General features: G+C 36.7%; 14 protein-coding genes and 1 pseudogene. 10 read left to right on the forward strand and 5 right to left on the reverse strand.

The features are described from left to right. Positions 1 to 284 precede the first annotated feature (284 nt). Positions 285 to 422: pseudogene (locus AACU98_RS13880) on the reverse strand (DNA polymerase III subunit theta); the annotation flags it as partial. A gap of 244 nt (positions 423 to 666) precedes the next feature. On the opposite strand from AACU98_RS13880, the gene glnS reads away from it, so the two are divergent. The 3 genes from glnS (at position 667) to AACU98_RS13895 (ending at position 4,661) form a co-directional block, all read left to right on the forward strand. Then, entirely contained in the window at positions 667 to 2,334 is a 1,668-nt protein-coding gene (glnS, locus tag AACU98_RS13885; protein ID WP_012367653.1) for a glutamine--tRNA ligase, read from the forward strand. A 636-nt stretch (positions 2,335 to 2,970) separates the two neighbouring features. Beyond that, a complete protein-coding gene (gene chiP / locus AACU98_RS13890; protein WP_004247531.1) occupies positions 2,971 to 4,365 on the forward strand; it encodes a chitoporin ChiP in 1,395 nt (464 codons plus the stop codon). A 71-nt stretch (positions 4,366 to 4,436) separates the two neighbouring features. Beyond that, on the forward strand, positions 4,437 to 4,661 hold the full coding sequence (locus tag AACU98_RS13895) for a type II toxin-antitoxin system HicB family antitoxin (RefSeq protein ID WP_049236268.1): 225 nt from the start codon (positions 4,437 to 4,439) through the stop codon (positions 4,659 to 4,661). 155 nt (positions 4,662 to 4,816) lie between these two features. Here AACU98_RS13895 and fur read toward each other — a convergent pair whose 3' ends face one another. The 4 genes from fur to ybfF form a co-directional block, all read right to left on the reverse strand. Next, positions 4,817 to 5,263, reverse strand: coding sequence for a ferric iron uptake transcriptional regulator (fur, locus tag AACU98_RS13900; RefSeq protein ID WP_004244382.1), 447 nt, complete (start codon positions 5,261 to 5,263; stop codon positions 4,817 to 4,819). Between the two features lie 190 nt (positions 5,264 to 5,453). Continuing rightward, positions 5,454 to 5,981 (reverse strand): flavodoxin FldA, encoded by a 528-nt coding sequence (gene fldA / locus AACU98_RS13905; protein WP_004244384.1) that lies wholly within the window; start codon positions 5,979 to 5,981, stop codon positions 5,454 to 5,456. 158 nt (positions 5,982 to 6,139) lie between these two features. Further along, positions 6,140 to 6,439: a LexA regulated protein gene (gene ybfE, locus AACU98_RS13910; protein ID WP_004244385.1), complete on the reverse strand. Its 300-nt coding sequence runs from the start codon at positions 6,437 to 6,439 to the stop codon at positions 6,140 to 6,142. A 198-nt stretch (positions 6,440 to 6,637) separates the two neighbouring features. After that, entirely contained in the window at positions 6,638 to 7,423 is a 786-nt protein-coding gene (gene ybfF, locus AACU98_RS13915; protein ID WP_049236266.1) for an esterase, read from the reverse strand. 464 nt (positions 7,424 to 7,887) lie between these two features. On the opposite strand from ybfF, the gene seqA reads away from it, so the two are divergent. From seqA to AACU98_RS13950, 7 genes are all read left to right on the forward strand, one after another. Next, on the forward strand, positions 7,888 to 8,439 hold the full coding sequence (seqA, locus tag AACU98_RS13920; protein ID WP_004244392.1) for a replication initiation negative regulator SeqA: 552 nt from the start codon (positions 7,888 to 7,890) through the stop codon (positions 8,437 to 8,439). A gap of 74 nt (positions 8,440 to 8,513) precedes the next feature. After that, on the forward strand, positions 8,514 to 10,157 hold the full coding sequence (gene pgm, locus AACU98_RS13925; RefSeq protein WP_036919970.1) for a phosphoglucomutase (alpha-D-glucose-1,6-bisphosphate-dependent): 1,644 nt from the start codon (positions 8,514 to 8,516) through the stop codon (positions 10,155 to 10,157). A gap of 156 nt (positions 10,158 to 10,313) precedes the next feature. After that, positions 10,314 to 10,796, forward strand: a complete 483-nt coding sequence (locus AACU98_RS13930; RefSeq protein WP_004247536.1) for a YehS family protein — start codon at positions 10,314 to 10,316, stop codon at positions 10,794 to 10,796. A 156-nt stretch (positions 10,797 to 10,952) separates the two neighbouring features. Next, a complete protein-coding gene (locus AACU98_RS13935; protein ID WP_004244397.1) occupies positions 10,953 to 11,195 on the forward strand; it encodes a type II toxin-antitoxin system ParD family antitoxin in 243 nt (80 codons plus the stop codon). Then, complete coding sequence (locus tag AACU98_RS13940) at positions 11,188 to 11,481, forward strand: type II toxin-antitoxin system RelE/ParE family toxin (RefSeq protein ID WP_004244399.1); 294 nt, start codon at positions 11,188 to 11,190, stop codon at positions 11,479 to 11,481. Before AACU98_RS13935 ends, AACU98_RS13940 begins: the two co-directional genes overlap by 8 nt. 354 nt (positions 11,482 to 11,835) lie before the next feature. Then, on the forward strand, positions 11,836 to 12,042 hold the full coding sequence (locus tag AACU98_RS13945) for a YbfA family protein (RefSeq protein WP_004247539.1): 207 nt from the start codon (positions 11,836 to 11,838) through the stop codon (positions 12,040 to 12,042). 222 nt (positions 12,043 to 12,264) lie between these two features. Continuing rightward, positions 12,265 to 13,008 (forward strand): type 2 GTP cyclohydrolase I, encoded by a 744-nt coding sequence (locus AACU98_RS13950; RefSeq protein WP_004247540.1) that lies wholly within the window; start codon positions 12,265 to 12,267, stop codon positions 13,006 to 13,008. The last annotated feature ends 3 nt before the right edge of the window (positions 13,009 to 13,011 follow it).

Consider the following 13,011-nt stretch of genomic DNA (forward strand, 5'->3'; position numbering starts at 1 on the left):
AATATCACTTAAGTAAAGATGGTTTTTTCGATCGATGGCGTTGATTTTGATAGTTACTACCTATTAATGGTTGGTGAAATGATCGTTAAAATCGATCTTGTTATTGTTGTTCAATGTGTTATATCAATGATTGATGATATATATATGAGAAGGTTATTAGTCAAAACTTGAGTTTTAATATAAATCAAATTGCTTAGCTCTTTCAGATATGGTGCAGAATTCCCATGTAGCAACTTCTTATTTTTTTCACTATAAAACACTAACCCTTTATTAAAATACATTCATAAATGTGCTGGTTGTTGTCGTTCAACTTTGGACGCAACAATTGGCATGTTGAGCCGTTCTTTATATGCGACACCTGAAGTAGCCAAATCGACATTGATTTTGTCTTTTTCTTCTTGAGATAAGTTTGCGAGGTTCATAACGGATCCGGTTAGTTTTTGGAGAGTATAGCAGGGTGGGAGAATTTAACAGAAAACACACTCACTAAAACTTGTAATATATTGATTTATTTGTCTGGTATTGTCATGTTTTGTCGTGTTTTTTCTTATTAATTATATCATGGTTAAATTGTAAATAATTGATTTTAAAACAATAGCTTGATTTAAGTCTGCTTATTGGATTATAGTAGGTCAATATGCGTTTTGCTTTGAGGAAAAAATGACCATGAATGAGGCAGATGCCCGCCCAACGAACTTTATTCGTCAAATTATTGACGAAGATCTGGCTACCGGGAAACATAATAGTGTCCATACCCGTTTCCCTCCTGAACCTAATGGCTATCTTCATATTGGCCATGCAAAATCAATTTGCTTAAATTTTGGTATTGCACAAGATTATCAAGGTAAATGTAATTTACGTTTTGATGATACGAATCCAGTAAAAGAAGATGTTGAATATATCAACTCGATTCAAAAAGACGTTCAGTGGTTAGGTTTCCAATGGGATGGTAACGTTCATTACTCCTCTGACTATTTTGATCAACTGTATCAATATGCGATTGAGCTGATTAACAAAGGCTTGGCTTATGTTGATGAGTTGAGTGCTGAAGAAATTCGTGAATATCGTGGCACACTCAAAGAGCCAGGAAAAAATAGCCCTTATCGCTCTCGTAGTGTAGAAGAAAACTTAGCGCTATTTGAAAAAATGCGTGCGGGTGGCTTTGAAGAGGGGAAAGCGTGCCTACGTGCGAAAATTGACATGGCATCACCATTTATTGTCATGCGTGATCCTGTTCTTTACCGGATCAAATTCGCTGAACACCATCAAACAGGTAACAAATGGTGCATTTATCCAATGTATGATTTTACCCATTGTATTTCTGATGCATTGGAAAATATCACACATTCTTTATGTACTTTGGAATTCCAAGATAACCGTCGTTTATATGATTGGGTGTTGGATAATATCACTATTCCTTGCCACCCTCGTCAATATGAGTTCTCACGTCTTAATCTTGAATATACCGTCATGTCTAAGCGCAAGCTAAATCAGCTTGTGACAGAAAATATTGTTGATGGTTGGGATGATCCGCGTATGCCGACAATTTCTGGCTTACGTCGTCGTGGCTATACGGCTGAGTCAATCCGCGAATTCTGTCAACGTATTGGTGTGACCAAACAAGATAACAACGTGGAAATGGCATCATTAGAAGCTTGTATTCGTGATGATTTAAACGAAAACGCACCTCGTGCAATGGCTGTTATCGATCCGGTACGTTTAGTGATTGAAAATATGCCAGAAGGTGAAGAGATTTTAACTGCGCCAAATCACCCAAATAAACCAGAAATGGGAACTCGTGAAGTACCATTTAGCCGTGAAATTTATATTGATCGTGCAGACTTTAAAGAAGAAGCCAATCGTCAATATAAACGTCTGGTATTAGGTAAAGAAGTCCGTCTGCGTAATGCTTATGTCATTAAAGCAGAACGAGTTGAAAAAGATGAACAAGGTGAAATAACCACCATTTATTGTACTTACGATCCACAGACGTTAAATAAAGATCCGGCTGATGGTCGTAAAGTAAAAGGGGTGATCCACTGGGTCAGCATTCCACATGCTATTCCAGCAGAAATTCGTCTTTATGATCGTTTATTTAGCGTACCTAATCCTGGTGCTGAAGAGGATTTCTTATCAACCATTAACCCTGAATCATTAGTGATCCGTCAAGGTTTTGTGGAAGCAAGCTTAAAAGATGCGGCTATTGAAAAAGCGTATCAATTTGAGCGTGAAGGTTACTTCTGTGCTGATAAGCTTTCGACAGCGGATAAACTGGTCTTTAACCGTACTGTTGGTTTACGTGATACTTGGGCGAAGATTTCGAAACAAGGTTAATACGCTCTGTTTTAGTGGCGTGTAATATCACTAAACTCACATCTTAATAAAATGCTCGATAATAATTTATCGAGCATTTTTTATTTATCAAATAAGTTTGTTTTTATTGACCAATAATTATTATTTTTTATTTTGTAATGTGAGTTTCTATAGCTATTATTTGTATCAATTCTTATTTACGTTGTGTTAAATTATTAACTTTTGTCATCATCTTCTTCTTTTATTTCATATGATTATATTGAATTTGTCTATAATAATAAAAATGTGAACCATGACACATATTTTTCTTTTCTAAAAAAGTTTATTAATTAATACGACTAATAATTCTTTTCTATAAAAACGAAACATTATCATATTAGGTGTGATAATTTTCTTTTTTAATATCAATATATTAAAAATATTTACGTTCTACTTGTCCCTCATTGACTAAAGAAAAAATATGAAACTGTAATTAAGTAATGTGCCCTTGGTCATATTTTGATAAAAATTCTTTTTTTTAGGTTGATAATTCGCGTCGCGAAAAATAAGCTGTTGTTAACCTAATTTTAGGTTTTTTCCCCATTTGGGGTTTTATATTTGGAAATAGGCGTTGGTGCTTATTTCTTTTTTAGTCAAAGTCAAAGAGGAAACAATGCTATGGTTATGCAACATGCTAAACCAGGCAGGGTGGCACTTGCCGTTATGGGCGCATTGCTTGTAACTGCACTACCTGCGAAAATGTCTTATGCTGAAGGATTTATTGATGACTCAACCCTGACAGGGGGGATCTATTACTGGCAACGTGACCGTGATAGAAAAGAGTTAACACCAAACAGTCCTGATTACGGCAAATATAAAGCAAATTTACACCACTCTACCTTTAACGCTAATCTTGATTTTTCTTCTGGTTATCTGGGTGATTTTTTTGGTATTGATTTAGCTGCTTTTGGTGCTGTTGAACTTAACAACAGTGGACCAGCTGCACCTAATGAAATAGGATTTAGTGATGCAAAAAGTCGCTGGGATGAAAAATGGACAGGTGATCGCAGTGGCGTGAGTATTTATAAAGCTGCTGCTAAATTTAAATTAGGCCATTTCTGGGCTCAAGGTGGATATATTCAACCTAAAGGGCAAACATTATTACGTCCTCATTGGAGTTTCTTACCTGGTACTTATCGCGGTGCAGAAGCGGGCGCTGTATTTGATTTCGATAAAAATGGTGAACTCTCTTTCTCATATATGTGGACTGATGAATATAAAGCGCCGTGGTATCGGAATATGTACAATTTCCGTAAGGCAGACTTAGAGACAAATATCAGTTATTTACACTCTTTTGGTGCCAAATATGATTTTAAAAATAGCTTAGTATTAGAAGCCGCATTTGGCCAAGCTGATGGTTATATTGATCAATATTTTGGCAAAGTTTCTTACGATTTCCCTATCGCAAATAATACATTAAAAACCTCTTATCAATTCTACGGTGCAAAAGATAAAGTCACCGGAGGGGGAATTAACGATGTTTATGATGGTTTGGCATGGTTACAAGCATTCACTTTAGGCTATACCTACAATGTATTTGATTTTAAAGTTGAAGGTACTTGGGTTAAAGCAGAAGGTAACCAAGGTTACTTTTTACAACGTATGACGCCGGGATGGGCAACCTCGAATGGTCGTTTAGATATCTGGTGGGATGGTCGTTCTGATTTTAACGCCAATGGTGAAAAAGCATTATACGCGGGAGTGATGTATGATCTAAAAAATTGGGATCTACCGGGCTGGGCGATTGGTACTTCCTATGTGTATGCTTGGGATGCAAAACCGAGTAGTAACCCTATTTATGACCAAAGTAAACGTATTAGAGAAAGCGCATGGAATGCCGACATCATGTATACCGTTCAAGAGGGGAGAGCGAAAGGTACGTTATTTAAACTCCACTACACTCGTTATGATAATCATTCCGATATACCAAGCTATGAAGGTGGTTTTGGTAATATCTTCCAAGATGAAAAAGACGTTAAATTCAATGTGATCATGCCATTTACGATTTTCTAAATAACAATAAGGATAAAGTGTATTTATTACGCTTTATCCTTAATAGTTTGAGAGTGTGATAGGAGTAAAACATGATTAAAAGCACAAATATCATGATAATAAATGGTCACCCTGCATCTGTTGTTTATGGATCAGAAATAAGTGCATTCCGAGGACAATTTTTAGATGTCAATGGGTATTGTGATTTTGTTGCTGATAGTATTGAAGGGTTGCAAAAAGAAGGCGCAATTTCCTTAGCTGAATTTATTGAGACTTGTACTGAAGAGGAGATCGCACCTTTTAAAAGTAGAAGATAAGCTGAAAGTATTTACACTACGCTATCCTGCTTGGTTAGAGGCGAGATTGAATGCTACGGTTGCTGCCCATGATATTTCAAAATGTAGTAAATCTTTACCAATAAAAAAGGAACTGCAGGCAGTTCCTTTTTTTACTGAGATATTATCCAGAATGATTACTTCTCATCATGTGCGTGGCTATCTTCTTTACAATTACCTGCGGCGCAGTGACCATATAAATACAGGCTATGATTGGAAAGTTTGATGCCATGGCGTTCAGCGATATTTCTTTGACGAACTTCGATAGCATCGTCAGTAAACTCGATAACTTTACCACAATCCAGGCAAATTAAGTGATCATGGTGATGTTGTTGAGTTAATTCAAATACTGATTTACCACCTTCAAAATTATGTCGGGTAACAATACCAGCATCATCAAATTGGTTTAAGACGCGATAGACTGTTGCCAGACCAATCTCTTCGCCGATATCGATCAGTTTTTTATAGAGATCTTCAGCACTGACATGATGGCACTCAGGATCCTGGAGCACTTCCAAGATCTTTAAGCGAGGAAGTGTAACTTTTAACCCAGCATTTTTTAACGCTTTATTATTGTCGGTCATGCGGATTTAATCCTGTTGCTAATGGTGAATTTAATATGTGCTCACAAAATACTGTATATATTCATTAATACATAGGGTATTTAATAACCTTAATGATTATAGGCATGATATTAAAAAATAAACACCCCACCTATCACACTATCTTAGCACACCATTGAATAATTATCATTCTCAATATTAAGAATTTATATTATCCCAGAATTTCGTCAAGGCTCATCTCTTCTTTGATCTGAGCAACCCAAGCGTCAACACGCTCTTCAGTTAATTCTGGTTGGCGATCTTCATCAATCGCAAGGCCGATAAAGTGATTATCATCAGCAAGACCTTTAGATGCTTCAAAATGATAACCTTCAGTAGGCCAATGACCCACAATGACTGCGCCACGAGGTTCAATGATATCACGAATAGTTCCCATTGCGTCACAGAAGTATTCTGCATAGTCTTCTTGGTCACCACAACCAAATAGAGCAACAAGTTTACCGTTGAAATCAATATCTTCTAATGTTGGGAAAAAGTCATCCCAATCGCATTGTGCTTCACCATAATACCAGGTAGGAATACCTAGTAATAGAATATCAAATGCTTCGATGTCTTCTTGACTGGATTTTGCGATATCATGAACTTCGGCATTATCCGCGCCTAATCTTTCTTGAAGCATTTTGGCAATATTTTCAGTGTTGCCGGTATCACTGCCGAAGAATATTCCTATGATTGCCATAAAGTGAGATAACCTCTTTTATTCTCTTTGTCTGTATTTTTGAACAATTACCAGTAAAAGATAAACATCATGTTTTCATAATTGAAAACTAAAGCACTATTTTGACGAAAAGAGCAGGGTAATTCTGTCGAATTTGTGTGATTTTCCTGCTGATTTTTTTAGCTTTGATGTTTTTTTAACGCATAAGTTTGTGCGAGTTGTTCTAGTAATATTTCTTCAATAAGCTCACTACGACTGACATTTTTTGCGCTCGCAAGCTCATTAAGCGCATTGACAGCATCCTCATTTAGTTTCAACTCAACCCGACGTAATCCATTGACGCGATCGCGTCGTAATTGGTTTCGTTTATTAATTCTAAGCTGTTCATCCCGAGAAAGCGGGTTTGTTTTAGGTCGCCCAGGTCTGCGTTCATTTGCGAACAAATCCAGTGTGGTGCGATCAGTTTGTTCTTTTGCCATAAATTTTGCTGTGAAAGGGCGTATACCAATGACTCAATATGAAGCGCCCAATAATACCCCACATATCGGCGTATCGCTACTGCTTCCTGTGTTTAACCTATTGTCATTTGGTCTTTTTATCAACAATGACAGATTTAAGAGCAATAATTGTACGCTATAAAATAGTATTGCTGGTGATTTATAACCAACAAAGGAACGTTATACTGTTTTGGCTAAGAAGCGACGAATGGCCTTAATTACTGTTTCTGGTTTTTCAGAATGCACCCAATGTCCTGTATTGGCGACAACAAAGGCGGTTGCTTGTGGAAATTGGCGAGCAATATTATTGCGATATTCATCTAAAATATATGGGGATAGTCCACCACGTATAAACAAAACAGGATGATGCCAAGCAGGCACCTCTTGCCAACCAATAATATCGGGGTAAGCCTGTTTGATTGCGGGTAAATTAAATAACCATTCACCTTTTTTAAATGATTTAAGCAGGAATTGGATAACGCCGTCTTCCTCAATAAAAGGGCGCATAATAGCAATAGCTTCTGTACGTTGTGTGACGTGAGCTTTAGTGACAGCTTCAAGGGCTGCAAAAATTTTATCATGACGACGAACATTATAAGCAACAGGAGACATATCAATAACTACGATACGTTCAAGGCGAAGAGGTGCGAGAGCGGTCATTGCCATTGCAATTTTCCCTCCCATTGAGTGACCTATAACGATTGCTTTTGCGATATTTAAGCTATCAAGCAGGGCTAATACATCTTGTGCCATATCGTGATAGTGCATACTTTCACTATGAGGAGAATGCCCATGGTTGCGCACATCAATTTGTATCACGGTGTGGTCTTGACGTAGATCGCGACCTAGTACGCCTAGATTATTGAGATCACCAAAAAGCCCATGGATCAACACAATAGGTAAATTGTTTATCGTTGCTGTTTCTGGTTGATGTATTTGATAGTTTAATAATGCATTGAGTTTCATATTGATGACCAAAATTAAGTCTATTTTTTCCTTATGATGACATGTGCAATCATATTAGCCAACTTGTTGTCTTTTTCGGAATATGAAATAAAGTTAATCTAACAAGAGATAGTTTAATTTATTATATTCTGAGAAAATAGAATAATATAGATTATTATTCCAAATTTAACGGGGAAGATAAAATTTTGATATAGCTCAATAAGGATAAGTCAGAGTTTTATATTATTTTAATTGCTGATGTGAAAGGGCATTGAAGAAGATGTCAACTCTATTCTATGGCAATAAATTCAAAGAATAGAAGATGATACAGATAGAAACAATAGGATAAATACCCAGCTTAAAGTTTAAAAAGATTAATTCTTTAATGAATACGCTTTAAGTTATTGAAATTTTACCTATTTTGTTTTTAAAGATTATATCTTATAATCCTAGTCACTTTTTTTTGAAAATAGTACTGGGTAGCAATGAAAAAGATAGAAATTGATGACGAACTTTACCGCTATATCGCTAGCGAAACTAGACATATCGGTGAAAGCGCTTCAGATATTTTAAGGCGTCTATTGAAGCTTGATGCCAAACAGCCCGTACAGCCAGTCGTTGTCACTGAGTCAGTACAAGCGCCTGTCGTTAAACAGGATGCTGATCTTAAGCCTGTCGCACCAGCAAAAAATCCGGTCCGTGAAATGCGTGAACTGCTGTTATCTGATAGTTATGCAGAGAAAACAAAATCAGTTGATCGTTTTTTACAGATCCTGTCTACATTATATAGCTTAGATAGTGCTACTTTTACTCAATCTGCTGAAACAGTACATGGACGCACGCGAATTTATTTTGCCGGTGATGAAAAAACATTGCTCGACAGTGGACGTCATACAAAACCTCGCCATATTCCCGGTACGCCATTTTGGGTTATTACCAACTCAAATACTGAGCGTAAAAGAACTATGGTACAAAGCATCATGCAGGATATGCAATTCCCTGCCAATGAGATTGATAAAGTGTGTGGAACTATCTAAACACTATTGTTAATTGATGCATTGCAAAGGCTTTCGTTTAAAGCATGATTGTGATGTAAAATAGGAGAAGATTTGTGGCAATCCATTCAAGAGCTGGGCAACATACTCGTCAAAGCGATCTGATTAATGTAGCGCAATTAACCGCACAATATTATTCACTAAAACCACAAGCAAATCAGAATGCTCATCGTGTGAAATTTGGTACATCGGGTCACCGAGGCAGTGCCAAACGTCATAGCTTTAATGAAGCACATATTCTAGCAATTGCTCAAGCTATTGCTGAAGTCCGAGCTAATAATGGTGTAACGGGGCCTTGCTATGTAGGTAAAGATACCCATGCATTATCTGAGCCTGCTTTTATTTCGGTTTTAGAAGTGCTTGCTGCAAATAAAGTTAACGTGATTATTCAAGAGAATAATGGTTATACCCCAACGCCTAGCGTTTCCTTCTCTATTTTAACTTACAATCAAGGGCACCAAGACATTGCTGATGGTATCGTCATTACACCATCACATAATCCTCCAGAAGATGGGGGGATAAAATACAATCCATCAAATGGTGGGCCTGCTGATACTGATTTAACCTCTGTGATTGAAAAACGTGCCAATGAATTATTGGAAAATAATTTATTGGGGGTTAAACGTCTTTCTTATGATGATGCATTAGCGAGTGGTTATATCCACGAGCAAGATTTAATTATGCCTTATGTTAAAGCGTTAGGTGACGTTGTTGATATGAAGGCAATTAAAAAAGCGGGTTTGAAATTAGGTGTCGATCCACTGGGTGGTTCAGGAATTGAATACTGGAAACGCATAGGTGAATATTACGAACTTGATCTTGAGTTGGTAAACGATCAGGTGGATCAAACTTTCCGCTTTATGACATTAGACCATGATGGTGTGATCCGTATGGATTGCTCATCACCTTGGGCAATGGAAGGTTTATTGCAACTGCGTGATAAATTTGACTTAGCTTTCGCCAATGACCCTGATTACGATCGCCATGGTATTGTCACCCCTTCGGGCTTGATGAATCCTAACCACTATTTAGCGGCAGCGATTAATTATCTTTTTCGCCATCGTCCTCAGTGGTCAAATGAGGTAAAAGTGGGTAAAACACTCGTCTCTAGCGCGATGATTGACCGAGTGGTGGCTGATTTAGGTCGTGAACTTGTTGAAGTACCTGTCGGCTTTAAATGGTTTGTGCAAGGTCTATTCAGTGGCGAGTTTGGTTTTGGTGGTGAAGAGAGTGCGGGGGCATCATTCTTACGTTTTAATGGTAAACCGTGGTCAACAGATAAAGATGGTATTATCTTATGTTTACTGGCTGCTGAAATAAAAGCGGTAACAGGTAAAGATCCACAACAACATTATAACGAGTTAGCGCAGCGTTTTGGCTCTCCAAGCTATAATCGTATACAAGCATCTGCAACTCATGAGCAAAAAGCGTTGTTGTCACGATTATCACCAGAAATGGTCACCGCAAATACCTTAGCAGGTGATCCTATTACTGCGCGTTTAACTCACGCATCTGGTAATGGTGCTGCTATTGGTGGTTTAAAAGTGATGACCGATTATGGTTGGTTTGCCGCTCGTCCTTCTGGAACCGAAGAAGCGTACAAAATTTATTGTGAAAGCTTCCGTGGCTCTGAGCATCGCGAATTAATTGAAAAAGAAGCCATTGAAATTGTTAATAATGTTTTTGCCAGTAAACAATAAACTAAATAACTTAGTCGTATAATTTATTTATCACCAAATAGAATACACTCTACCTATAGGTGGAGTGTATTTTTTTAATCATAATAACTTTTAGATCACAACATTGATATCCATCATTGATGATTGATTTAGAATTGAATAAAGAGCGGATAATCAATGCAAAATAATTATGTGTTACGCAGTGTGCGTTATATGTTAGATCTTAGCGATGGTCATATTGTTGATATAATGAAACTGGCGGATTTCACCGCGACTAAACAGCAAGTCAATCAGTGGTTAAAAAAAGACGATGATCCTGCCTTTGTTGAGTGTGATGATATGGCCTTGGGACATTTTTTAAATGGGCTTATCTTTTATCGTCGTGGTAAAGATGAAAAATATCCTACTCCAGAAGTCGAAAAACGGATAACCAACAATATTATTTTAAAGAAATTACGTGTTGCCTTTGAATTAAAAGACATGGATATGATTAACATTTATGAACTAGCGGATTTTCGCGTTTCTAAGCCTGAACTTAGCGCGATATTTCGTAAGCCAGGACATAAAAACTACCGTAACTGTGGCGATCAACTGGTGAGATACTTTCTGAAAGGGTTAACTGAAACCTTACGTGGCAAAGGTAAAGCGGTGAAGAAATAAAATTAGAGTATTTTATGCTATAAAATTATCTAGTTACTGAATGATACCCCAAAATTGATTTTCTGATTTGGGGTATTTTTTTATGGTATTAACTGGCAAATGAATAAATTTATTGCTAATGTAGTATTACTAAGTAATACAATGTAGGAAGGGTTTATGGCACGAGTAACGAGTGTAACTTTAGGTGAACACTTCAATGATTTTGTGGGCTCAATGATTAATTCAGGGCGTTATGGAAATACCTCTGAGGTTATTAGAGATGCTTTGCGTATGATGGAAATCAGAGAAGAACGACTCCAATTGGTTCGTAAAATGGTACTAGATGGTGTGAATTCACTAGAAAGTAAAAATGACATGGATGATATTTTTGCAAGAGCTGAAAAGGACTTAAATGTATAAACTTTCTCAATTAGCAGAAGAAGATATTTATCAAATTGCTCGTTATACTATTCAACAATTTGGAGTAACTCAGGCAAAAAAATATCATAATGATTTAAAACAGACATTTGAGCTACTAGCTAAAGCACCTTGGATTGGACGAGAATGTAATTGGGTGTGTAATGGTATGAGACGATTTGAGTTTAAAAAACATTCAATTTATTATCTACCAAAAAATGATACCTTATTTATTACTCGTCTTATTCATCATTCAATAGATGTTGATTTTGTTGATTTTCCTAAATAAATATTTCATTACTTATTACCAAATATATTGTCCAGTCATATATCCTTTAGTGCTGATATAGCATTATTGGATACCTTATCTCCCTTTTCTTGTTTTGATTTTCTCTTTTTTATCATTCAATCGCGAAATTATTTACTATAACCGTAATTCAATAAAGTATTAGTTTGCTTTGTTAATGGGTTTTTTGTTTTTTGTTTCAATTTTGTTTCATTTTTATTTCTATTGTGAAATTTAATTACACTACAAGCAAAATAAAGGTGATTTTTCGCACAAAATAAGTGGTCTGATCAGTAGTAAAATTTCATCAAATGAGGTAAAATTTCAGCATCAATTCATTTTATGCAGGAGAACACTATGCCAGCTTATAACGAATACACTAAAAAACATGTTTTAGCCCGTCGTACTGGTGCGGTAGCGCTAGGTATTGTGGCATTTCCTGTTATGGTTTTTCATCCTAAACGCGCTCAGTTTTATAGCTATTTACATCGTGTATGGTCTAAAACAAGCAATAAGCCAGTTTGGTTAGCTAAATCAGAAATGGCATTAACTAGCCATAAATAACAGAAAATTCCATTTAACGCCTGTTGAAACAGGCGTTATTTTTTCCCCTTCTTCAAACCCTTTTTAACGTGTTATCACGTGTATTTTCACTGTTCTATTTATTCTCTTATTTTAAGTTACAATAAAGGTTATTCACTTTGAGAAGTGCTAATTAATCTATTGTTATTTATCACATATGTACACTACGCACTGTGGCGCCGTGATAACAAGGAGAAACAGGATATGAAAAATACTGATCTAGAATTAATTATTAATGAAAAGCTAAGTATTGAGAATTTTCACGACTACGCACCTAATGGTCTTCAAGTAGAAGGGCGCCCTCATATTCAAAAAATAGTGACAGGAGTAACGGCTTGCCAAGCTTTACTTGATGAAGCGGTACGTTTAAATGCAGATGCTGTATTAGTTCACCATGGTTATTTTTGGAAGAATGAGCCAGTTGTTATCCGTTCAATGAAACGCAATCGCTTAAAAACCCTACTATGTAATGATCTCAATCTATATGGTTATCACTTACCTTTAGATGCCCATCCTATTTTAGGTAACAACGCTCAATTAGCGTTAAAAATGGGCGTAAAAGTTGAGGGTGAGATCGAGCCTTTAGTGCCGAAAGGGATTTTTGATCTACCTGTCACAGCCAATGAATTAAAAACACGACTCGAAAAAGCCTTACAGCGTAATGTGCTTCATTGTGGTGACAATGCACCAGATGTTATTCGCCATATTGCTTGGTGTACTGGTGGAGGACAAGGATTTATTCAACAGGCGGCAGAGCAAGGTGTTGATGCATTTGTAACAGGAGAAGTCTCAGAGCAGACGATTCATATAGCAAGAGAAATGGGCGTGCATTTTTTCGCTGCTGGGCATCATGCTACCGAGCGTTATGGTATTAAAGCATTAGGTGAATGGTTAGCACAAACTCACCATTTAGATGTTACTTTTGTCGATATTGATAATCCTGCCTAAACC

The sequence above is a fragment of the Proteus sp. G4380 genome (assembly GCF_963885725.1).
Lineage (GTDB): Bacteria > Pseudomonadota > Gammaproteobacteria > Enterobacterales > Enterobacteriaceae > Proteus > Proteus mirabilis.